Source organism: Streptomyces sp. B93, from assembly GCF_018070565.1.
Taxonomy (GTDB): domain Bacteria; phylum Actinomycetota; class Actinomycetes; order Streptomycetales; family Streptomycetaceae; genus Streptomyces.
On sequence record NZ_JAGPXL010000019.1, the window covers coordinates 23,241 to 46,367 of the forward strand.

The following is a 23,127-nucleotide window of genomic DNA, read 5'->3' on the forward strand; positions in this document are numbered from 1 at the left end:
GCCTTGGTCGCTCGTCCGCGCCCGCGTTCCGTCCGAGGGGCCGCCGACGGCGAAGGCGACAGCGACGGCCGCGAACGTGAGGGACCCGGGCGGGAGCGACGGCACGCTCCCACCCGGATCACGCGGTGCCTAGTCGTCAGCCTTCTTGCAGCAGTGCATCGCGCTGGAGGTCAGGCTGCTGACGCGGACACCGGCGGTGACGGCCACGGGCTCCATGAGCTGGAGCTTCAGCACGCTCACGCCGAGCGGCCTCAGTTCGGCTGCTTCTTGCAGCAGTCGCTGCTGCTGGAGGTCAGGCTGACGGCGGCCGCGTTGGTGGCCGAGATCTCCGGCTCAAGGGTCTGGAGCTTCAGGACGCTCATGGAAAACCTCCACGGTGGTCGGGTCCGTGACACGCACGGAACGTTGATCGCTCGCCGACGGATCGGCAGCCGTAAGTCAACGTGAGCGCCCCGGCGCGCACATGGGGGTCCGGCCCCCGCATTCTTCGCCGTACCACCCAGGAAGACGGGGGGGTTCCCGCCGCGAAATGGTGGTGCGTGGTGCCGCCGGGCCCGGGCCCCCGGCTCATCGGGTACGAGGCCCGGAGCCGGGGGCCGTCAGGTGCCCTGTCGGGATCAGCAGCATCGGCTCGGGGACTCGCACTCGCGCCGCTGGGTGCGCAGCCGCTGGTACTCCCGGCGCGTGGGCGGCGGGGCGTCGGGGTGGTGGCTGCGGTGGCGTGCGCAGTAGCGCTCGTACTCCGTCTCGCCGGTCACTTCCCGCGCGTACCAGAGCACGGTGGCCAGCGCCTTCCGTACGACGCTCATGAGCCCGTCCCCACCAGGGACTCGCTGCCGCGCTGCTCCGGCACGTCGATGCGGGACTCGACGTACGGCACCTCGGTCGTCGGCAGGGGCTCCGGGGACCGGACGGCGCGGACGCACACCACCGCGCAGTTGGCCAGGACGATGAGGACCAGCAGCAGGAAGACCGCCATGATCACGCCGTCCACGGTGTTGTTGAGGACGATGGTGTGCATGTCGTCCATGTCCGTGGCGCCCGGCAGCAGCTTGCCCGCGTCGATGGCGTCCGCGTAGACGTCACGCTGGGCGAAGAAGCCGATCTTGGGGTCGTCGGAGAAGATCTTCTGCCAGCCCGCGGTGTAGGTGACGACCACGTCCCAGGCCAGCGGGATGCCCGTGACCCACGCCCAGCGCAGCTTGCCCGCCTTGATGAGCATGGTCGTGGTGACGGCCAGGGCGACCGCGGCCAGCAGCTGGTTGGCGATGCCGAACAGCGGGAACAGCTGCTTGATGCCGCCGAGCGGGTCGGTGACACCGGCGTAGAGGAAGTAGCCCCACGCGCCCACGACCAGGGCGCTGGTGATCCAGATGCCCGGCTTCCAGGTGACCCGGCCGATGGGCTTCCACACGTTGCCGAGCATGTCCTGGAGCATGAAGCGGCCGACGCGGGTGCCGGCGTCCACCGTGGTCAGGATGAACAGCGCCTCGAACATGATCGCGAAGTGGTACCAGAAGGCCTTCATGCCCGCGCCGCCGAGCACGCTGGCGAAGATCTCCGACATGCCCACGGCCAGGGTCGGGGCGCCACCGGAACGGCCGACCAGCGTCTCCTCCTCGACGGCCGCGGCAGCCGCGGTGAGCTGGTCCGGGGTGATCGTGAAGCCGAGGCCGCGGACCGCCTCGGCGGCGCTGTCCACGGTCGGGCCGAGCAGCGCGGCCGGGGAGTTCATGGCGTAGAACAGGCCCGGCTCCAGGACACAGGCGGCGATCAGCGCCATGACGGCGACGAAGGACTCCGTGAGCATGGAGCCGTAGCCGATCAGCCGGACCTGGGACTCCTTCTGGATCAGCTTGGGGGTGGTTCCGGAGGAGACCAGCGCGTGGAAGCCGGACAGGGCGCCGCAGGCGATGGTGATGAACAGGAAGGGGAACAGCGATCCGGCGAAGACCGGTCCGGCGCCCGTCGAGGCGAACTCGGTGACCGGCTCGGCCTTGAGGGTCGGGGCGGCGATCACGACGCCGACGGCCATCAGGGCGATGGTGCCGACCTTCATGAAGGTCGACAGGTAGTCGCGCGGGGCCAGGAGCATCCACACGGGCAGCACGGAGGCGACGAAGCCGTAGCCGACCAGGCACAGGACCAGGGTCTCGGGGCTCCAGACGAAGTACTCCGCCAGGGAGGAGTCCTGGACCCAGCCGCCGCCGAGGATGGCGAGCAGCAGCAGCGCCACACCGATCACGCTGGTCTCGACGACCTGGCCCGGCCGCAGGTAGCGCAGGTAGAAGCCCATGAAGAGGGCGATGGGGATGGTCATGGAGACCGAGAAGGTGCCCCACGCGGACTCCGCCAGCGCGTTGACGACGACCATCGCGAGAACCGCCAGCAGGATGATCATGATGGCGAAGACACCGATCAGCGCGGCGGCACCGCCCACCTTGCCGATCTCGTCCCGGGCCATCTGACCGAGGCTCTTGCCGTCCCGGCGCATGGAGAGGAACAGCACGATCATGTCCTGGACCGCACCGGCGAAGATCACGCCGACGATGATCCAGAGCGTCCCCGGCAGATAGCCCATCTGGGCGGCCAGGACGGGGCCGACCAGCGGGCCCGCGCCGGCGATGGCGGCGAAGTGGTGGCCGAACAGCACCCGCTTGTCGGTGGGGTGGTAGTCGACACCGTCCTCCAGCCGTTCGGCCGGGGTGGCGCGGGTGTCGTCGACCTCCAGGACCCGGCGCGCGATGAACCGGGAGTAGAACCGGTAGCCGATGGCGTACGACCCGAGGGCGGCCATCACCAGCCAGACGGCCGAGATCTCCTCGCCCCGGGACAGGGCGACCACGGCCCAGCCGACCGCCCCCACCAGGGCGACGGCGGTCCACACGAGGATCGACTTGGGGGTCATCCGGGACCGCCGGGAGGGCGGGCCCTCCGGCGCCGGGTGGGCGGATTCGGGCATGGTTGACGCGGGCATGGCGGCTCCTCGCCGGGGCGGGGTGGGATGGGGATGTGCGCAGGGGTGGTACGTGTGCGGCGGCGACGGATCAGGGATCGTCGCTGCCGTGCCTGGTCAGCGCGTACGCGGCGAGCAGGCAGAGGCCGCACCCCGGTACCCAGGCGAGCTGGTACCAGTAGAAGAACGGCGTCCCCGCCAGCCGCGGGCTGGCGTCGGCGTACCAGGGGACCCACAGCAGGCCTGCGGCGGGCGCGAGGAGCAGTACGGCGATCGCGGCGCGCCGCAGCCGGTGATGGGCCGTCTGTGCCATCGCTCACGCTCCTCTCCCGCTCTCTGTCGGTCTGTGCAAGAGTTGCCGACCCGGCGGAGACGGTTGACAGCGGATTTCCAGAAGATTTCCCGCCGATTCCCTGTCCTCCGAACCGGCCCGCCGCGCAACTCTCCCGCGGGGGCACAGGCACACCAGGGCACAGGCACACCAGAGCACAGGCACACCAGGGCTCGGGACACCAGGGCTCAGGACACCAAGGACGGTGACCCATGGCCGACGGCGCCATGACCGCGACGTTCCTCGCCGTGATCGGCGGAGCGTCGCTGCTCGCCGTGACCGCGCGCCGTCTGCGCCCCAGCGACCGGCTGCCGTCCCTGGAGGGCTGGGCGCTGGCCGACCGCAGCCTCGGCCCGGTGTGGACCTGGTTCCTGCTGGGCGGCACGATCTTCACCGCGTACACCTTCGCCGCGATACCGGGACTCGCCTACGGCAACGGCGCGCCCGCCTTCTTCGCGGTGCCGTACACGGTGATCGTCTGCCCGCTCGCGTTCGTGCTGCTGACCCGGCTGTGGAGCGTGGCCCGTCGGCACGGCTACATCACGGTCGCCGACTTCGTACGCGGCCGGTACGGGTCACCGCCGCTGGCCCTGGTCGTCGCGCTGACCGGCATCCTCGCGACGATGCCGTACCTGGCGCTGCAACTGCTCGGCATAAGGGCGGTGCTCACCGCCGGGGGCGTCTACCCGCGGGGCGCGACCGAGGACCTGGTGATGGTGGCCCTGTTCGCGGGGCTGGCGGTGGCCACCTACCGGCACGGGCTGCGCGCGCCCACCGTCATCTCCGCGCTGAAGGCGGTCGCCGTCTTCGTCTCGCTCACGGCCGTCACCTGGCTGGTCCTGGCCCGCCTCGGCGGCCCGGGCGAGGTGTTCGAGGGGGCGGCGGAGCGGCTGGGCGGACCCGCGCTCCTGCTGACCCCCGAGCAGCAGCCCGCGTACGCCAGCCTCGCCCTCGGCTCCGCGCTCGCCCTGCTGATGTACCCCCACGTCCTGACCGCCGGTTTCGCCGCCGACAGCCCGCGCACCCTGCGCAAGGTCGCCGTCGCCCTGCCCGCCTGGACTGGCCTTCTCGCCCTCTTCGGCTTCCTCGGCATCGCGGCGCTCGCCACCGGGGTACGGGCACCGGAGGGCGGCGCCGAGGCGGCCGTACCGATGCTGGTCGACCGGCTGATGCCGGGGCCGCTGGCGGGACTGGTGTTCGGCGCGATCACCGTGGGCGCGCTGGTACCGGCGGCGGTGATGTCGATCGCCGCCGCCACCAGCTTCGTACGCAATGTCTACGTCGAGTACGTGCACCCGACGGCCACGCCCAAGCGGCAGGTACGCATCGCCAAGGCGGTGTCGCTGACGGCGAAGCTGGGCGCGGTCGCGTTCGTGTTCGGGCTGCGCGACCAGGCCGCCATCAACCTCCAGCTCCTCGGCGGCGTCTGGATCCTCCAGATCTTCCCGGCGGTGGCGGTCGGTCTCTTCACCGGACGCCTGCACCCGCGGGCGCTGCTCGCCGGGTGGGGCGCGGGCATGCTGGCCGGCACGTTCCTGGTCGTACGGGAGGGCTTCTCGTCGGTCGTGTCACTGGGCACCGGCCCGTTCGAGATCTACGCCGGACTCGCCGCCCTCCTGCTGAACCTCGCCGTGGCCGTCGTAGGCACGGCGATCCTCGAACGCCTCGGCGTCCCGCGCGGCGCCGACCTCACCGACCTGCCGTCGCGCCTGACCGTCAGCCGGCGTCCCGAGACGGGAGCGAACAACCCGTGAGACAGCACGTGAGACCCAGCACCCCGGTGGCCCCGGTGCCGCTCGCCCCGGCGGTGACCGACCCGGCCGAGCTGGAGCGCGAGACGGGCGTGGCCCGGCTCTTCGAGCTGCACTACACCTCGATGCTCCGCCTCGCCGTACTGCTCGGCGCCGACGACCCGGAGAACGTCGTGGCCGAGGCCTACTACCAGATCTACCGCAAGTGGCGGCGGCTGCGGGACGTGGAGGCGGCGGAGGCGTACCTGCGCTCCACCGTCTGCAACCTGACCCGGATGCGGATACGGCACCTCCAGGTCGCCCGCAAACACGTGGAGAACCCGCCGGAGCCCCCGGACGAAACCGTCGCCTCGGCCGAGAGCACCGCGCTGCTCCGCGACGACCAGCGGGTACTGATCGACGCCCTCCAGCAACTGCCCGCCCGGCAACGGGAGGCACTGGTCCTCCGTCACTGGCTCGGCCTGAAGGAGAGCGAGATCGCCGCCACGATGGGCATCTCCTGCGGCTCCGTCAAGACCCACACCTCGCGCGGCCTCGCCGCCCTGACCCAGGCGATGGAGACCCGGCGATGACGCACCGAGACACGACGCCGTCGCACGGCACCAGCCCCGACCGCACGGAACAGGAACTCCAGGAGTCCCTCGCCGCCCTCGCGGACGCCGTCCACGCCCCACCCGACGCCTACCGCACGGCCCGCGGCGAGTGGCTACGCCGCGAACGCCGCCGCCGGGTCATCCTGACGGTCCTGGTCGCTGTGGTGTTCGCGGTGGCGGTGCTGATTGGGTTGTGGGTGCTGAACCGGGCTCCTTCGGAACCGGGGGTGATCTTCTCGGGGACGGGGACGGGGACGGGGATCGCGCTGTCCGCGCGGCCTCCCGGCTGACGAGGTTCCTGAGAAGCAGACCCACCGCGGAGCCGTACTCGCAGCCGAGTCGGGCTGCACGTCGGGGACAGCCCTCGCGACGCCCTGACCTGTCGCTCTGACCTGTCCAGACGTGCAGGGGGGTGCTTCCGTGGCCAGCTTGGTTGCCCGGCAAGGCTGCGCTCTGCACACAAGCGCTCCGGCTCGGGGGCTGTGTCGCCCTCCCAGTTAAGAGGGTTCTCGATACGCTCGAAAGTCATGTCGCGCTCCACCGCCGCCTTGACGGCTGCCGCGGGACGCCCCAGGGCGGCAAGGGCGCGTCCGCAGCCCTCACCTTGCACCTCTGCCGTCCGGTGATCCGAGAATCACGGCGCACGTGGGTCACTTCTGCTCGATTGCCGGCGTCAGGCTCCCTCCCAACGTGCTCCGTGCCGCAGCACAGCAGTACGCGAGACCGATCTCAACTCCGGCCTCAAGGCGCGGGTCCCGGGACAACAGAAGCGGTTCTCCTCCGTACGGCCCACGCCGCCACCGGGGCGGCCCGGGCCTTCGGTGCAACCCTCTGCCGCGTGCCCAGCCGGGCGACGCCGTCCACCGCTACCGCGGAACACATTTCCTCCCCAATGTGCGCAACCTTTTCCACATCGGGAGGGTCAGCGTCTACATGCACATGCACGTCCTGGTCACGCAAGCCCAGCCAGGCCCACTTATGTCGCAGCCCGCCCCACTCGGCGCGGCCGATGCCTCACGGGCTACAGGAACCGCACAAGGACCGACTCGGGCGCGAAACCGTGCACGACGGCCCGCCGCAAGCCGGGCACCGTCGCTTCACCGGCAGTTCGGTCTTGCACGCCGCCCTCTCCGCTCACAATGCGAACCGGGCGAGCAGGTTGACAACGTCAACGCAGCTCAATCTATCCAAGCTGAGTCGATTCGTGTACGGTAACGGCTGCCTCACTGTCCGTTCTGACACGATGGGCCGTGCGGCAGCAGATCAGGGGGCGCGTTCCGGTTCGGAACCCCGAGAACGCGAGCAGTAGGCAGAGGAGCGGCAGTGAGCCACAAGCTCGTCGACGGCAGATTCCGCATCGGGCGCGTCATCGGCAGGGGCAACATGGGGGAGGTCCACCAGGCCGAGGACCTGCGCGCTCCCGAGGGCTCGCCGGAGCGCACCGTCGCCGTGAAGACGATCCTCCGCCGCCGCGGCGGAGGCCGGATCGATACCGGCGGCGCCTCCAAGGCCGTGGAGCGCTTTGCCCGCGAAGTGGGCATCATGCGGCACCTGGACCGCCACCCCAACCTCGCCCGACTCATCGAGGGCGGCATCGCCGCGGACTGCGACGACCTGCCCTACCTCGCGATGGAGTTCCTGGACGGCGAGTCGCTGCGCGACCTCATCGAGGAGGAACCGCAGCTCCCGATCACGTGGGCCGCCGCCATCGGCGCGCAGATCGCCGCCGGCCTCGCCGCAGCGCACGGGAAGGGCGTGGTCCACCGGGACCTGAAGCCCGCCAACGTCATGCTCACGCGGGGCGGCACCGTCAAGGTGCTCGACTTCGGCATGGGCAGCATCGTCGACGACCCGGACCAGGCCCGTCTGACCAGTACCGGCGTCAGCGTGGGCACGGCCCGCTACATGGCGCCGGAGCAGTGCCAGGCCAAACAGGTGACCCAGGCCGCCGACCTGTACGCCCTGGGCTGTGTGCTGTACGAGATGCTGGTCGGCGTCCCCCCGTTCACGAGCGAGTCGGCGTACGAACTCGCCGAGCGGCACGTCCACCAGGAGCCCAGCCCCGTCCGCGCGATCCGCAGCGAGACCCCCGCCGAACTCGCCCGTCTCGTCGACCGCCTGCTGGCCAAGGACCCGGCGAACCGCCCGGCCGACGCCGTGACCGTACGGGACGCCCTGCTCCCCCTCGCCGTACCGTCGGACGCCACCAGCCTCGTCCCCACCTGGAGCGGGCAGGATCCGACGCTCCCCCTGCGCGAGGCCACCCCGGCCCCGGCGCCCGTCGCCCCGCAGCAGCCCGCCCTGGTGACCGGCTCCGGCGCCGGCATGGATGTCTTCGGCGTCCACCAGGCGCTGATCCGCGACTACCGCTCCTTCACGGAGGGCGGCACCGTCATCCGCGACGAGCGCATCAAGGCTTACGTCGAGAAGGACCTCGACGACAAGTCCCAGTGGCCGAACCCCTGGCTGTCGCTCAACCCGTTCTTCCAGGGCGGCGGCACCGTGGTCGAGCTCGCCCAGCAGAAGGTGCTGCACCCAGAGTGCGCCCGTATCTTCCAGGCGAAGAAGACCGAGGGCGGCACCGTCTGCGACGGCCGGCCGCTGCTCCTGCACCGGCACCAGCGCGACGCCATCGACGCCGCCGCGTCCGGGGCGTCGTACGTCCTGACGACCGGCACCGGCTCCGGCAAGTCGCTCTCGTACATCGTCCCGATCGTGGACAAGGTGCTGCGCCAGCGCGACGAGGAGGGCCCGAACGCAGCTAAGCGAGTGCGGGCGATCATCGTGTATCCGATGAACGCCCTCGCCAACAGCCAGCTGCGCGAACTGGAGAAGTACCTGCGCGACGGCTACGGCGCGGGCCGTGAGCCGGTCACCTTCGCCCGCTACACGGGCCAGGAGGACGACGCGAAGCGTAAGGAGATCCGCGACAACCCGCCGGACATCCTGCTCACCAACTACGTGATGCTGGAGCTGATGCTGACCCGCCCGGCCGACCGGGCGAGCCTCATCAAGATGGCGCGGGGCCTGGAGTTCCTCGTCTTCGACGAACTGCACACCTACCGCGGCCGTCAGGGCGCCGACGTCGCCCTGCTGATCCGCCGGGTCCGCGAGGCCTGCCAGGCGGAGGACCTCCAGTGCATCGGCACGTCGGCCACCATGTCCACAGAGGGCACGCTGGAGGACCAGCGGCAGGTGGTCGCCGGTGTGGCGAGCACGCTGTTCGGTACGACGGTCCGGCCCGAGCACGTCATCGGCGAGACCCTGGTCCGGGCGACCGGCGAGGCGCCCGCCACCGTACCCGCCGAACGCCTCACCTCACCCGCCCCGCGCGCCTACGACGACCTGGCGCAGGACCCCCTGGCCCGCTGGATCGAGAACCGCTTCGGCCTCGTCGAGGACGACGCCACGGGCCGCCTCGTACGCCGGCCGCCGACGCAGATCGAGGTCGCGGCGCGCGAGTTGCACGAGACGTCGGGCGTCGCGGAGGAGCTGTGCGCGGAGGCGATCCGCGCCACCCTGGAAGCCGGCTCCCAGGCACTCAACCCGCGCAACGAACGGCCGCTCTTCGCGTTTCGCCTGCACCAATTCCTCTCCAAGGGCGACACGGTCTACGTCACGCTGGAGAACAAGTCCTCCCGCCACCTCACCCGTTCCTACCAGCTCGAACAGCCGGGCAGTGGCGGCAAGTTGCTGATGCCGCTCGCCTTCTGCCGGGAGTGCGGCCAGGAGTACCTGACGGTGTGGCGCACCGAGAAGGACGGTGAGGTGCGCTACGAGGCCCGCCGCGACACCTCGGCGACCGGCGGCAGGCAGGGCGACGGCTATCTGTATGTGGACCATGAGCGCGAGTGGCCGTCCAACGTCCAGTACGCCGTCGACGACCGCCGACTGCCCGAGTCCTGGCTGGAGTTGGACGACAAGGGACAGGAGGTCGTCAAGCGCGCGTACCGCGACCGCGTCCCGAAGTCCGTCACCGTCGACCCGTTCGGCCGAGAAGGCCGGGGCGACCAGGGTGGCGAGGGCGGCGAGCTGAAGGCCGCGTTCATCCCCTCTCCCTTCCTCTTCTGTCTGCACTGCGGTGTGGCCTACGAGCAGACGCGCGGCCGGGACTTCGCCAAGCTGGCCACGCTGGACCAGGAGGGCCGTTCGTCGGCGACCTCCCTGGTCTCGGCGTCGATCGTGCGCTCGCTGAAGTCGGTGCCGGAGGAGGCCCTGGACAAGGAGGCGCGCAAGCTCCTCACCTTCGTCGACAACCGGCAGGACGCCTCCCTCCAGGCTGGCCACTTCAACGACTTCGTGCAGATCACCCAGCTGCGCGGCGCCCTGTACCGGGCGGCCCTGGACGTCGGCGAGGGCGGCCTGCACCACGAGGAGCTGGCCTCCGCGGTGACCAACGCGCTCGCCGTATCCCCCGTCGACTACACCGGCGAGTCCGACCTGCCCCCGTCCCTGGCCCGCAACGCCGCCCGCACCCTGCGGGACGTGGTCGCCTTCCGGCTCTACCTCGACCTGGAGCGCGGCTGGCGTATCACCATGCCCAACCTGGAGCAGACCGGCCTGCTGGAGATCGACTACGAGGACCTGGACTGGATCGCGGCCAAGCAGGACCGCTGGGAGGGCACGCACCAGGCGCTGCGGGACGCCGACCCGGCACTGCGGGCCGAGGTGATGAGGGCGCTGCTGGACGAGATGCGCCGCTCGCTGGCCATCGACGTGTCGTACTTCCGCGACGACACCTTCGAATCCCTGCAGCGGGCGAGCGAGGAACGGCTCGTGGACCCGTGGATCCTGTCCGCCGCCGACAAGCCCCGCGTCGGCACCGCCTACCCGCACCCCTCCCGGCCGGGCATGGACCGCGCCGGCCTGTTCCTGTCCGCACGCGGCAAGTACGGCAAGTACCTCAGGCGCGCCGACCGCACCTTCCGTGACCTCGACCAGGACGACCTCCAGCTGATCATCACGGAGCTGCTGAAGGTGCTGACCAAGGCGGGCCTGGTGAAGGAGGTGGAGGCGGCGCCGCAGCGGGCCGGCCGCTTCCGCCGGACGTCGTCCGCCACCACGACCGGGTACCGGGTGGCCGCCCAGTCGCTGGTGTGGCGCGCCGGCAAGGGCGAGTCGGGCGCGCACGACCCGCTGACCCGCACCTACCAGAGCGGCGACGGCCCGCGCATCAACACGTTCTTCCTCAAGCTGTACCGGGAGACCGCCGACGCCCTGTCCGGCCTGTACGCTCGCGAACACACCGCGCAAGTGTCCCCGGAGGACCGCGAGGCGCGTGAAGAAGCCTTCCGCAAGGCGGAGTTGAAGCTGTTGTACTGCTCCCCCACCATGGAGCTGGGCGTCGACATCTCCTCGCTCAACGCGGTGATGATGCGCAACGTGCCGCCCACGCCCGCCAATTACGCCCAGCGTTCGGGCCGCGCGGGCCGCAGCGGCCAGCCCGCCCTGGTGACGACGTACTGCGCGACCGGCAACAGCCACGACCAGTACTACTTCCGCCGCTCCGAGCGCATGGTGGCGGGCGCGGTCGCCCCGCCCCGCCTGGACCTCGCCAACGAGGACCTGGTTCTCTCCCACCTCCAGGGCATCTGGATCGCCGAGGCCGGCCTGCGCCTGGGCCGCTCCCTGCCCGAGGTGCTCGACGTGTCGTACCCGGACACGGGCGACCGCCCGAACCCCGCCCTGCACCTGCTGCCCGACATCAGGGACGCGGCCCACGACGACGGCGCCCAGCGGCGCACGGTCGCCGCGGCCCTGCGGGTCCTCGGCCCGCTGTTCAGGGACTTCACCGAGACCACGTGGTGGCACGACGACTGGATCGACGACAAGGTCCGCACCGTCGCCGAGCGCTTCGACCGCGCCTTCGACCGCTGGCGCAGCCTGTTCCGCGCCGCGCTCGACGACCAGTACGTCCAGAACAAGCGGCGCCTGGACTACAGCCTCACCGAGGGCGACCGCAACCGGGCCAACGCGCGCCGCCGCGAGGCGGAGACCCAGCTCAACCTGCTGATGAACGAGAGCGTCGACAGCAAGTCGGTCCTCTCCGACTTCAACCCGTACCGCTACCTGGCCTCCGAGGGCTTCCTGCCCGGCTACAGCTTCCCGCGCCTGCCGCTGGCCGCGTACATCCCGACGATCGGCCGCCGCCGCGGAGACGGCGACTACCTCCAGCGCCCCCGTTTCCTCGCCATCCGCGAGTTCGGCCCCGGTTCGCTGATCTACCACGAGGGCGCCCGCTACCAGGTGACCCGCATCCAGCTGCCCCCGGACTCGTCCGGCGAGCTGACCACGGGCGAGGCGCGCCGCTGCGCGAACTGCGGCTACCACCACGAGCCCAAGGAGCGCGAGGACCGCTGCGGTTTCTGCGACGAGACGCTGGGCGCGGCGACGTATGGCCTCCTCCACCTGCACACCGTGTACACCACGCGCCGGGAGCGGATCTCCTCGGACGAGGAGGAGCGGCGCCGGGCCGGTTTCCGGCTGGAGACGTCGTACCGCTTCCACGACCACGGTGTCCGCAAGGGCCGCCTGAACGCCACGGTCGCCGACGCGGCGGGACAGCTCGCGCAGATCGCGTACGGCGACTCCGCGACCGTCCGCATCACCAACACCGGCCGGGTACGCGCCCGTACGGACGAGCCGCCGGGCTACTGGCTGGACCTGGCCGACGGCCGCTGGATGAACGACAAGGACGCGTCCGAGGCGTCCGGCGACTCCAGCGAGCTGCCGATCGTGGACGCGGACGGTAACGAGCGGCGCCGCAAGAAGCGGGTCATCCCGTTCGTGGAGGACCGCCGCAACATCCTCGTCGTCACCCTCGACGAGGCGCTGCCCGAGCCGGTCGCGCTCACGCTGATGTACGCCCTGGAGCGGGGCATCGAGGCGGAGTTCGAGCTGGAGGACGCCGAACTGTCCAGCGAGCTGCTGCCGCCGGACGAGGGCCCGAGGCGCCGCATCCTGTTCATGGAGGCCGCGGAGGGCGGCGCCGGCGTACTGCGCCGCCTCCAGGCGGAGGACGACGCCCTCGCCAAGGCGGCCCGCCGCGCCCTGGAGATCTGCCACTTCTCCGCGGACGGCAAGGACGAGGGCGGCGAGGCACACCGCCCGGGACGCGCCTGCGCGCTCGGCTGCTACGACTGCCTCCTCACGTACGGCAACCAGCTCGACCACGCCCAGATCAACCGGCACACGGTGGCGGGCCTACTGGTGCGGTTCGCGTCGGCGGCGGCGAGCCGTGAGGCGCGGGGCGAATCCCGCTCGGAGCAGTTCCGGCGACTGGTGGCCGAAACCCCCGCCGATCCCACGCCGGTTGAGGCGACGGCGTCCGAACTCGCCGCGCAGGGCGACTTCCTGAGCTGGGTGAAGGCATGCGGGCTGCGCCTCCCGGACGAGAAGGACGTCTTCCTGACGGAGGCGAACGCGGCACCGGACTTCGTGTACCGGCTGCCGGGCGCCAACGTCGCCGTGTTCGTCGACGGCCCCTCCGGCGCGGAGGAGAACGCGCTGCGTGACGCCGACGCGGAGGAGCGGCTGTTCGACGCCACCTGGGACGTGGTCCGCTTCCCGCACGGCGCCGACTGGGCTGCCATCGCCGCCGCCCATTCCCGCTACTTCGGCTCTCCCGCCAAGACCAACTGACACACCAGCTGGACCAGACGGATCAAGAGGATTTGACGATCGATATGGCATTCACGTTCTCCGCCGGATCCCTGGTGAAGGCCCGTGGCCGCGAGTGGGTGGTGCTCCCCGAGAGCGAGCCCGACCTGCTCGTCCTGCGCCCGCTGGGCGGTTCGGACGACGACATCGCGGCGGTGTTCCCGTTCGAGCCGGTGGAGGAGGCCCGTTTCGCGCCGCCGGAGCCGACCGACCTCGGCGACCAGCGGGCGGCCGGGCTGTTGCGTACGGCGCTGCGGGTCGGCTTCCGCTCCGGTGCGGGCCCGTTCCGCTCTCTTGCCGGGATCGCGGTGGAGCCGCGCGCGTACCAGCTCGTACCGCTCCTGATGGCCCTGCGCCAGAGGACGGTCCGCATGTTGATCTCGGACGATGTCGGTATCGGCAAGACGATCGAGGCGGGCCTGATCGCGAGCGAGATGCTGGCGCAGGGCGAGGCGAGTGGCCTGGCGGTGCTCTGCTCCCCGGCCCTGGCCGAACAGTGGCAGCAGGAGCTGCGCAGCAAGTTCGGCATCGACGCGGAGCTGGTGCTGGCGTCGACGGTGTCGCGTCTGGAGCGCGGCCTGGACCTCGGCCAGTCCCTCTTCGACAAGTACCCGAACGTGATCGTCTCGACGGACTTCATCAAGTCCCCGCGCCACCGCGACGACTTCGTACGCCACTGCCCCGACCTGGTGATCGTCGACGAGGCACACACGTGCGTGGCGGCCGACGACACGTCGACGAGCGCGCAGAGCCAGCTGCGGTACGAGCTGTTGCGCCGGGTGGCGGAGGACGCGGAACGGCACCTGCTGCTGGTCACGGCGACCCCGCACAGCGGCAAGGAGTCGGCGTTCCGGAACCTGCTCGGGCTGGTCAAGCCGGAGCTGGCGCACGTGAACCTGGAGTCGGAGGCGGGCAGGAAGCTGCTCGCCCAGCACTTCGTGGCCCGCAAGCGGGCGGACGTACGCCAGTACCTGACGAAGGAGGACGGCCTGGCGGACGACTCCCTCGCCGAGCGCACAGCCTTCCCCTCGGACCGCTTCTTCAAGGACGAGACGTACAAGCTGTCCCCCGAGTACCGGGCCCTGCTGGACGACGCGATCGCGTACGCGAGTGAGCGGGTGGAGGAGGCGGGCGGTCAGGGCAAGCGGGAGGCCCGTATCGCCTGGTGGTCGGCGATCGCGCTGCTGCGCTCTCTGGTGTCGTCGCCGAGGGCGGCAGCGCAGACCCTGACGACGCGCTCGGCGGCGGCCATCGCGGCTTCGGCGGAGGAGGCCGACAAGCTGGGCGCCCCGCTGAACAGCGACGCGGCGGACAGCGACGCCATGGAGGGCATGGACGTGGCGCCGGGAGCGGAGACGACGGCGGGCTCCCCGCTGGCCGAACTCGCGGAGCTGGCAGCCCAGTTGGAGGGCCCGGAGAAGGACCTCAAGCTGAAGGCGCTGATCAAGCACCTCAAGGCGCTGCTGGCCGACGGCTACAACCCGATCGTCTTCTGCCGCTACATCCCGACGGCGAAGTACCTGGCCGAGCATCTGGCGAACGACCCGGAGACGAAGAAGCGCGGCCCGCTGGGCGCGAAGACGGTGGTGAAGGCGGTGACGGGTGAGCTGTCCCCGCAGCAACGCATCGAGCGCATCGAGGAGTTGGCCACGGAGGCCGGCGAGGACGCGGCGGCCCGCCGGGTCCTGATCGCGACGGACTGCCTGTCGGAGGGCGTCAACCTCCAGCACTACTTCGACGCGGTCGTCCACTACGACCTCGCCTGGAACCCCACCCGCCACGACCAGCGCGAGGGCCGCGTCGACCGCTACGGCCAGCGCCGCGACGAGGTCCGCGTCATCACCCTCTACGGCGACGACAACGGCATCGACGGCAAGGTCCTGGAGGTGCTGATCAAGAAGCACCGCCAGATCAAGAAGGACCTCGGCATCTCGGTCTCCGTCCCCGACGAACTGTCGACGGGCGTGACGGACGCCATCGTGGAGTGGCTGCTGATGCGCGGCCGGGAGAACGAGGACGCCCTGTTCAGCGCGGACGCGTTCAAGGTGAGCACCGAGAAGCTGGACAGCGACTGGAACTCGGCGGCGGAGCGCGAGCGGGCGTCCCGTTCCCGTTTCGCGCAGCGCTCGATCCACCCGGAGGAGGTGGCCCGGGAGGTCACCTCGATCCGGGAGGCGCTGGGCGGAGCGGGCGAGATCAGGACGTTCGTACGGGAGTCGCTGGGCGCCCTGAACGCGGTGCTGCGCGGCGCCGACGGCGAGTCCGGGGACTTCACGGCCCAGGTGGGCGGCACACCGGCGGGCCTGCGGGACGCGCTCGCGCCGGTGGTGGGCGCGGAGGTCGTCGAGAAGGACCGGGAGATCCCGTTCCGCAGCGATCCGGCGGTGGCGCGGGGCGAGGCAGCCCTGGTCCGTACGGACCCGGTGGTGGGCGCGCTGGCGTCCCATGTGCTCAACGCCGCGCTGGATACGCAGGCGGAGGGTGCGCGCCCGGCGCGTCGCTGCGGTGTCATTACGACGGACGCGGTGACTACGAGGACGACGTTGCTGTTGGTCCGGTACCGCTTCCACCTCACGCTGCCGTCGCGGAGTGGTGAGCGGCAGTTGGTGGCGGAGGACGCGCGGCTGCTGGCCTTCGAGGGGGCGCCGCGGAGTGCGGTGTGGCTGCCGCCGGAGCGGGCGGTGGGCCTGCTGGACGCGACGGCGTCGGGGAACACTGACCCGCACTTCGGGGAGCGGACGATGACGCGAATCCTGGACCAGCTTCCGGATGTGAACGACCACTTGGAGACGTACGGCGACGAGCTGGCGGCCGAGCTGGACGCGGCCCACCGCCGGGTGCGGGCCGCGTCCGGCGAGATCGTCCGCGGTCTGTCGGTGACGGCCCAGAAGCCGGCCGACATCCTGGGCGCCTACGTCTACCTGCCCGCTACCGCTTCCGTCCCTGCCGGAGTGTCCGCCTGATGTCCGCCACCACTCGCAACCAGGTGTTCACCGCCGTCCACACGGTGGGGGGGCTGCTGCCGGCCGACATGCTGGTACGGATCTCCGAGGGCAAGGTCACCAAGGACCTCAAGGGCCTCGCCCCCGCCGACTACCGCATCCCCGGTTCCCGTTCCGTGCGGGACGAGGCAGAGCGGCACTGGGACAACCTCAAGTCGCTCTGGCGCGAGCTGCGCGAGAAACTGCCCGCCGCCCCTGAGGCGTCCGTGCCGCCCGACAGCACCGGCTACGCCCAGGCCAACTGGGTGGAGCCGCTGTTCGAGGCGCTCGGCTTCGGTCACCTCACCGCGGTCGGCGCGGCGGGCATCGCGGCGGACGACGGCACGAAGACGTTCCCCGTCAGCCACCGCCGCGACGACACCCTCGTCCACGTCACCGCGTGGAACGCCTCGCTCAACAAGCACCAGGGCGCCGGCTCCCCCGCCCCGCAGTCCCTGCTTCAGGAGGCCCTCAACCGCACCGACGCCCACCTGTGGGCCCTGCTCACCAACGGCCGCCAGCTGCGGCTGCTGCGCGACTCCAACGCGCTGGCCACGGCCTCGTACGTCGAGTTCGATCTGGAAGCGATCTTCGACGGTGAGCTGTTCAGCGAGTTCGTGATCATGTACCGGCTGCTGCACGCCTCTCGGTTCGAGGCCCGTGACGGCGGCACCCAGTGGACGTGCTGGCTGGAGGTGTGGCGGGACGCCGCGCTGCGCCTGGGCGCCCGCTTCCTCGACGACATCGGGGAGGGCGTACGCCTCGCGATCAGGGAGCTGGGCACGGGCTTCCTCCGGCACCCCGCCAACACGGCCCTCCGCGAGAACTTCGACCGCCACACCTACCACGCGGCGCTGCTCCGCCTGGTCTACCGCCTGCTGTTCGTCTTCGTCGCCGAGGACCGCGACGCCCTCCACCCGCCGACCGCGACCCCGGAGGCACGCGACCGATACGCCAAGTACTTCTCGACGGCCCGGCTCCGCGAACAGTCCCGCCGCCGCCGAGGCACCTCGCACGCGGACCGCTGGGAGGCCCTCCGCCTGGTCCTGTCCGCCCTGGGCGACGAGGCCGGCCGGCCGGAGCTGGGCCTGCCCGGACTCGGCGGCCTCTTCGACGCCACGGAGGCCGACGAGCCACTGCGCGGCCTCACCCTCTCGAACGAGCACCTCATGGCCGCCATACGGCACCTCGCGGTCGTCCGCGACACCGAGGCCAAGCGCTGGCGGACCGTCGACTACCGCACCCTGGACGCCGAGGAACTCGGTGCCATCTACGAGTCGCTGCTCGCCCTCGTCCCCGAGTACAGCGCGACGGACCGCACCTTCGAGCTCGCGATCCGCGCGGGCAACGAACGCAAGAAGACCGGTTCGTACTACACCCCGAGCTCCCTGGTCGACGTGCTGCTCGATTCCACGCTCGACCCGGTGATCGACGAGGCGCAGCGGCGCGGTGAGCGGGCGGCTGCCGAGGCGGGACGGTCCGACGCCCGGGAAGACATCGTCTCCGAGCTGCTGTCGCTGACCGTGTGCGACCCGGCCTGCGGTTCCGGCCACTTCCTGGTGGCCGCCGCACGTCGTATCGCCAAGCGGGTGGCCGCGGTACGGGAGCGCACACCTGAGCCCCCGCCGGAGAAGGTCCGGCACGCGCTGCACGAGGTCATCGCCCGCTGCGTGTACGGGGTGGACCTGAACCCGATGGCTGTCGAGCTGGCCAAGGTGTCGCTGTGGATGGAGGCGCTGGAGCCGGGGAAGGCACTGGGCTTCCTGGACGCCCATGTGAAGCTGGGCAACGGTCTAATCGGGGCCACGCCCGCACTGCTTCGGGGCGGAATTCCGGAGCAGGCGTTCAAGGTCGTCGAGGGTGACGACAAGTCGGTGGCCAACGACTGGCTCAAGCGCAACAAGCTGGAGCACGAGGGCGTCTACACGCTGGACGCGGCCCTCGACGACCAGGTGAGCGTCACCAACGACACGTTCGCGGCCGAGTTGCGTGACGTCGTGGAGAAGGACGAGGACCCCACGGCGAAGCTGGGCCGGGTGCGGGCGCTCGCCGAGCGGTACAGGACGTGGCAGGAGTCCCCCGCGTACCTCAACGCCCTGCACATCGCGGATGCGTGGTGTGCCGCGTTCATGTGGGAGAAAACGGAGGACGCGCCCGCGCCGGTGACACAGCGCGTCTTCCTGTCGCTGCAGAGTGCCGAAAGCGAGGGGGCGCTGCAGGAGACCCACCAGGAGATCGTGCGGCTCAGCCGGGAGTACCGGTTCTTCCACTGGCATCTGGAGTTTCCGGATGTGTTCAGCGTGCCTGACCATCCGTCGGCGGCGGTGGGGGTTGATCCGGTTACCGGGTGGGCCGGGGGGTTCGATTGTGTGTTGGGGAATCCGCCATGGGACAAGGTCGACTTCGAGGACAAGAAGTACTTCAGTGTGGTCGAGCCGTCGCTGGCGGAGATCTCGGGCACGGCTCGGCGTACGGCAATCGCGAAGTGGGCTTCCGAGCATCCCGAGGACGGGGCACGGTATCAGGCGGCTCGGCGGAGGGTGAAGTCGTCGTTCCTGTTCCTGGGGTCTTCGGGAGCTTATCCGCACCTGCGTAAGGGACTGTCCATCAAGGGCGTCAACTCCCTCCAAACCGACCAACTGTTCACCGAGCGGTTCGTGTCCATCACGGCGCCAGAGGGGCGATGCGGCACGGTCGTACCGACGCAGATCGCCACGGGTGCGGGAGCACAGTTCCTGTTCCAGGACCTGACACAGCGCGGCGCGGTGAAGCACCTGTACGACTTCGAGAACGGCAGGCGGGAGAAGCTGTTCCCGGCAGTGGACTCCCGCTACTCGTTCTCGCTGATCTCCCTCGTTGGGCGCGACCTGACGGAGCCCGCCGCACAGTTTGCGTTCTTCCTCGGTCATCCCGATGAACTCGCCGACGGGCAGGCCGTGTTCGCGCTGTCCCCCGAGGAGATCGCACTGATCAACCCGAATACGGGGACGCTGCCGGTGTTCCGGAGGCGGAAGGATGCCGACCTTACGGTTGCCATTCAGCGGCGGGTCCCGGTCCTTGTCACAGAGGGACGCGTGGGTGGTGATCCGTGGAACATCACCTTCAAGAACTTCTTCAACGTGACTGATGACTCCGACCTGTTCCATGACCACGGAAGGCTGGAAGCCGCAGGATGGGAGCTTGAGGGGAACGTCTTCGTACGGGACGGGGAGCGGATGCTGCCGCTCTACGAAGGCAAGATGGCTCACATCTTCGACCACCGATGGAACCGCTACTACGACCTCGGCAACGACGACTACGAGCGCGTTCCGCTGGAAGACAAGAAGGACGCTCACGGCGTGACGCTGCCGCGCCAGTGGATCAAGGAGAGCGGCCGCATTCCGACGGTACGCAAGGGCAAGGAGGTCGCGATCGCGGGCGTCGACCTCCGCCTGCAGGAGCTGGAATGGGAGAGAGACTGGCTGCTGGGTTGGCGTGATGTCGCCCGCACGACGGATGAGCGGACCGCGATCCCTGCGTTTCTACCGAAGGTCGCCGTGGGCCACACCTTCCCGCTCATGTTCCCAGAAGTCCCCGTCGAGCTGGCCGCCGCCTTGGTCGCCGCACAAAGCTCCCTGGTCTTCGACTTCGTCGCCCGCCAAAAGGTTGGGGGCATCCACATGGCCCTCATGACCTGGAAGCAACTCCCTGTCCCCCACCCGGACAACCTCGCCCACCACACACCATTCCTCATCCCCCGCACTCTGGAACTCGTCTACTCCGCCTGGGACATGGAGCCCCTCGCCAAAGACCTCGGCGACACCGGCGCCCCCTTCACCTGGAACGAGGACCGCCGCGCCCGGCTCCGCGCCGAACTGGACGCGTACTTCCTCCACCTCTACGGGGTGAACCGCGAGGACGCCGACTACATCCTGGAGTCCTTCCAGACCGAGAACGGCGGCCTCAAGAACAACGAGATCGCCAAGTACGGCGAGTACCGCACCAAGCGCCTGGTCCTCGCCGAGTACGACCGCATGGCCTCGGCCGGACTCACCATGGAGAACCCCCTCGTGGACGGCGAGACCTACACGTCCACGCTCACCCCACCCCCAGGCCACGGCCCCCGACACCCCGCCTGACCGAGCGCGTATCCCAGGGTGACGATGTCGCACTTCGACGAAGTCACCGGCAAGGTCCCGACGGCGGTCACTGGCCGGCCCGGTGACCGCCGCGCGCATCCCGACTACTTCCAACTGCGATAAACACGTCAGGAGCAGGCGTTGAACAACGAGATCCAGCTGATCAGTGACGGCGAAGGACTGGCGGTCATCGGGAACGCGACGGACGTCGAACGCTTCCTCGCCTCGGAGGGATTGCCGTCGAAGGACCTCGGAGTGCATCGACTCAAGTCCGTCTTCGGTACCGGGGCCGCAGTCGCGCAGGCCGGTTCGGAGATTGCCGCCAACTCCAGTCGCTGGGTGAAATTGACCCAGGAGTCCGCGGAGCGTGTCAAGAAGTTCGGGCTGATGGAAAGCAAGACGCCAGGCATCAGCCACGCGATGATAGGGAAACCCGGTTCGATCAAGAATTGGCTCCAGATCGACAAGGGCGCCGGCTCGTTCCTGGCCAACCCGGCACGTCTGGCCGGTGTTGCGGGGATCATGGCGCAGTCCTCGATGCAGCAGACCATGGACGAGATCACCGACTACCTCGCCACGATCGACGAGAAGGTCGACGACATACTCCGCGCCCAGAAGGACACCATGCTGTCTCGCATGATCGGAATCGACCTCGTGATCGAGGAGACCATGACTATCCGAGAACAGGTGGGCCGGGTCTCCGACGTTACGTGGTCGAAGGTGCAGACCGCACCGACGACGATCGCGGAGACCCAGGCGTACGCCTTGCGTCAACTCGACGCCGTCGCGGAGAAGTTGGAAAACAAACCCAAGATCGGCGATCTCGCCACGAAGATCAGGGAAGTCGAGCCCAAGGTTCGGGAGTGGCTCGCCGTTCTGGCACGCTGCTTCCAACTGCAGGACGCGATCGCCGTGCTCGAACTCGACCGGGTGCTGGACGCGCATCCGGATCAGTTGGATCAGCACCGTCTCGGGCTTCGGGCGGCCCGACAGAACCGGCTGGATCTCATCTCACGGAGCACCGAGCGTCTGGTGGCCCGGATGAACGCGGCTGCCGACGCGGCCAACTCGAAGGTGCTGCTGCACCCGACCAAATCCCCGGTCGTGGTCCAGTCGAGCAACCATGTGGTGACCGGCGTCCATGACTTTCACGCGCGGCTCGGGATCGAGTCCGGTCGCCAGTCATCGGAGACGAGACGATGGGTGGAAGCGGCGACAGAGGTGAAGGACAAGGCGCTGGAGACTGGGGCGAAGGGCGTCAGTGCCGCCAGAATCCTCGGCAACGAGACCCTCGACCGGGCCAACTCGGTCAAGGGCAGACTCTCCAGCGAGATCACCGAACGAGCCCGCCGCCTGCGCCGGGACGAAAAAGATGGTGCCGACGAAGGCTGAGTGAGCGTCGACGGCCCGCACCGTGGGGCGATCCATCAACCGCGCGCCCCACGGCCGACCTCTGTCAGTCCCGTGCCGCCGCGAACCCCACGAACCGCTCCCACTCCACACGCCCGACTGCGAAGTGAGGACGCGTCACATCCTTGGAGTCCCGTACGCAGACGGCCTGTTCGGTGACGGCGACCTCGACGCAGCTGTCACCCTGGCTGCCGCTGTAGCTGGACTTGAACCACGCCAGTTCCGTCGTGCTCATAGTTCTCCTCGGAGTCGCTCCAACAGACCCCGCGAGTCCTTGGCGTTCAGGGCCTGCGAGCGCAGTGTGTCATAGCGCTGGTAGAGCAGGCTCACCTCTTTCGGATCGGAGATCAGGCGGCCGTTCTGCTGCCCCTCGGAGTACGCCAGGCGCTGCCCCTTCGGGGTCTCCAGAAGCTGCAATGGACCATCCAGGCAGGCGTGCAACCCAGCCTCCAGCGGCACGATCTGCAGCGTCACATTGCGCGGCGCGCTCAGCTCCAGTACATGGTCGAACAGCTCCCGCATCAGCTCCGCGTCCCCGAATCGCCGCCGAAAGACGTGCTCTTCCACGATGAAGCTGAACGGCGTCGTCGGCCGCTCGAACAGCATCCGTTGCCGCTCCATCCGCCGAGCCATGAACTCGTCCAGCTGGTCGTCCGGTGCCACCGGAACGGTCCCTTCGAACACCGCCCGCGCATACCCCTCCGACTGCAACAACCCCGGCACCAGCCTGCACTCATACGTACACAGACTCACCGCCACCCGCTCCAACCGAGCCCACTGCCGAAACCAAGCCGCCAGCCCCACATCCCCCCGCCCCCGCGTCACGTACTTCGACGACTTCCGCAACGCCCCGGTGTTCCCGAGGAGTTCCTCCGACCGCACCACGTACGACTCGTCGGGCATCCGCCGCCCCAGCTCCACCGACTCCACGGTGTGCTTGGAGAAGCGCACCAGGCCCGCGAACTCGGCTCTGCTGTACCCCGCGTGCTCGCGCAGCGCCTGCTGGACGGCTCCCCAGGTCCGCAGACTGTCCGAGGGATCGGGCTCACGATCCGGCTCACCGCCGGCCGCCTCCCCGTCGCCGCAGCCCTCGGCCATGATGTCGATGCCGCCCGTCATACGCGGCCACCTCCCCGTTCCGTACACGTGACACGCACTGTCCGTCGCTCCACACCCGACAGCACCCAGCGTGACGGAAAACCTTGCGTACCGTCCACAGAATGTGTCCGTACGCTGACGCACCGTACGGGCGTCACTCCTGGAACGCGCCCCCGTACGCCCGCCACATTGGCCCCATGAGCGCAACCACCCTCGAAGACGGCAAGGAG

The 23,127-nt window shown here is 69.8% G+C and carries 14 protein-coding genes; 7 read left to right on the plus strand and 7 right to left on the minus strand.

Annotated features, from left to right (window positions below; all coding sequences use genetic code 11):
• Positions 1–129 precede the first annotated feature (129 nt).
• From KBY47_RS19740 to KBY47_RS19760, 5 genes are all read right to left on the minus strand, one after another.
• Complete coding sequence (locus KBY47_RS19740) at positions 130–240, minus strand: class III lanthipeptide (protein WP_210922504.1); 111 nt, start codon at positions 238–240, stop codon at positions 130–132.
• Between the two features lie 11 nt (positions 241–251).
• Entirely contained in the window at positions 252–362 is a 111-nt protein-coding gene (locus tag KBY47_RS19745; RefSeq protein WP_210922505.1) for a class III lanthipeptide, read from the minus strand.
• Positions 363–617: 255 nt separating this feature from the next.
• Positions 618–809 carry a YbdD/YjiX family protein gene (locus tag KBY47_RS19750; protein WP_210922506.1) on the minus strand — a complete coding sequence of 64 codons (192 nt, stop codon included), beginning with the start codon at positions 807–809 and terminating at the stop codon, positions 618–620.
• Positions 806–2,977, minus strand: coding sequence for a carbon starvation CstA family protein (locus KBY47_RS19755; RefSeq protein WP_282108427.1), 2,172 nt, complete (start codon positions 2,975–2,977; stop codon positions 806–808). The genes KBY47_RS19750 and KBY47_RS19755 overlap by 4 nt, the downstream gene beginning before the upstream one ends.
• Positions 2,978–3,047: 70 nt before the next feature.
• Positions 3,048–3,269 carry a DUF3311 domain-containing protein gene (locus tag KBY47_RS19760; RefSeq protein WP_210922507.1) on the minus strand — a complete coding sequence of 74 codons (222 nt, stop codon included), beginning with the start codon at positions 3,267–3,269 and terminating at the stop codon, positions 3,048–3,050.
• A 230-nt stretch (positions 3,270–3,499) separates the two neighbouring features.
• Here KBY47_RS19760 and KBY47_RS19765 point away from each other — a divergent pair, with 230 nt between their 5' ends.
• The 7 genes from KBY47_RS19765 (at position 3,500) to KBY47_RS19795 (ending at position 21,781) form a co-directional block, all read left to right on the plus strand.
• Positions 3,500–5,041 carry a sodium:solute symporter gene (locus KBY47_RS19765; RefSeq protein ID WP_210922508.1) on the plus strand — a complete coding sequence of 514 codons (1,542 nt, stop codon included), beginning with the start codon at positions 3,500–3,502 and terminating at the stop codon, positions 5,039–5,041.
• Positions 5,038–5,610 carry a SigE family RNA polymerase sigma factor gene (locus KBY47_RS19770; RefSeq protein WP_210922509.1) on the plus strand — a complete coding sequence of 191 codons (573 nt, stop codon included), beginning with the start codon at positions 5,038–5,040 and terminating at the stop codon, positions 5,608–5,610. Before KBY47_RS19765 ends, KBY47_RS19770 begins: the two co-directional genes overlap by 4 nt.
• Complete coding sequence (locus KBY47_RS19775; protein ID WP_210922510.1) at positions 5,607–5,921, plus strand: hypothetical protein; 315 nt, start codon at positions 5,607–5,609, stop codon at positions 5,919–5,921. The genes KBY47_RS19770 and KBY47_RS19775 overlap by 4 nt, the downstream gene beginning before the upstream one ends.
• A 1,033-nt stretch (positions 5,922–6,954) precedes the next feature.
• Positions 6,955–13,272 (plus strand): protein kinase, encoded by a 6,318-nt coding sequence (locus KBY47_RS19780; protein WP_210922511.1) that lies wholly within the window; start codon positions 6,955–6,957, stop codon positions 13,270–13,272.
• A gap of 44 nt (positions 13,273–13,316) precedes the next feature.
• Positions 13,317–16,253 (plus strand): DEAD/DEAH box helicase, encoded by a 2,937-nt coding sequence (locus tag KBY47_RS19785; RefSeq protein ID WP_210922512.1) that lies wholly within the window; start codon positions 13,317–13,319, stop codon positions 16,251–16,253.
• Positions 16,253–20,389, plus strand: a complete 4,137-nt coding sequence (locus tag KBY47_RS19790; RefSeq protein WP_210922513.1) for an Eco57I restriction-modification methylase domain-containing protein — start codon at positions 16,253–16,255, stop codon at positions 20,387–20,389. Before KBY47_RS19785 ends, KBY47_RS19790 begins: the two co-directional genes overlap by 1 nt.
• A gap of 141 nt (positions 20,390–20,530) precedes the next feature.
• Positions 20,531–21,781, plus strand: coding sequence for a hypothetical protein (locus KBY47_RS19795; protein ID WP_210922514.1), 1,251 nt, complete (start codon positions 20,531–20,533; stop codon positions 21,779–21,781).
• Positions 21,782–21,845: 64 nt separating this feature from the next.
• Here the strand turns inward: KBY47_RS19795 and KBY47_RS19800 are convergent, their stop codons facing one another.
• Positions 21,846–22,034 carry a DUF397 domain-containing protein gene (locus KBY47_RS19800; RefSeq protein WP_210922515.1) on the minus strand — a complete coding sequence of 63 codons (189 nt, stop codon included), beginning with the start codon at positions 22,032–22,034 and terminating at the stop codon, positions 21,846–21,848.
• Positions 22,031–22,918 (minus strand): helix-turn-helix transcriptional regulator, encoded by an 888-nt coding sequence (locus KBY47_RS19805; RefSeq protein WP_210922516.1) that lies wholly within the window; start codon positions 22,916–22,918, stop codon positions 22,031–22,033. Before KBY47_RS19805 ends, KBY47_RS19800 begins: the two co-directional genes overlap by 4 nt.
• Positions 22,919–23,127: the final 209 nt, after the last annotated feature.

Excerpts from the sequence above, each read along its gene's own strand:
- KBY47_RS19785 (WP_210922512.1), top strand. The coding sequence starts at position 13,317 with ATGGCATTCACGTTCTCCGCCGGATCCCTGGTGAAGGCCCGTGGCCGC.
- KBY47_RS19750 (WP_210922506.1), bottom strand. The coding sequence starts at position 809 with ATGAGCGTCGTACGGAAGGCGCTGGCCACCGTGCTCTGGTACGCGCGG.
- KBY47_RS19800 (WP_210922515.1), bottom strand. The coding sequence starts at position 22,034 with ATGAGCACGACGGAACTGGCGTGGTTCAAGTCCAGCTACAGCGGCAGC.
- KBY47_RS19790 (WP_210922513.1), top strand. The coding sequence starts at position 16,253 with ATGTCCGCCACCACTCGCAACCAGGTGTTCACCGCCGTCCACACGGTG.
- KBY47_RS19755 (WP_282108427.1), bottom strand. The coding sequence starts at position 2,977 with ATGCCCGCGTCAACCATGCCCGAATCCGCCCACCCGGCGCCGGAGGGC.
- KBY47_RS19760 (WP_210922507.1), bottom strand. The coding sequence starts at position 3,269 with ATGGCACAGACGGCCCATCACCGGCTGCGGCGCGCCGCGATCGCCGTA.
- KBY47_RS19765 (WP_210922508.1), top strand. The coding sequence starts at position 3,500 with ATGGCCGACGGCGCCATGACCGCGACGTTCCTCGCCGTGATCGGCGGA.
- KBY47_RS19775 (WP_210922510.1), top strand. The coding sequence starts at position 5,607 with ATGACGCACCGAGACACGACGCCGTCGCACGGCACCAGCCCCGACCGC.
- KBY47_RS19745 (WP_210922505.1), bottom strand. The coding sequence starts at position 362 with ATGAGCGTCCTGAAGCTCCAGACCCTTGAGCCGGAGATCTCGGCCACC.
- KBY47_RS19805 (WP_210922516.1), bottom strand. The coding sequence starts at position 22,918 with ATGACGGGCGGCATCGACATCATGGCCGAGGGCTGCGGCGACGGGGAG.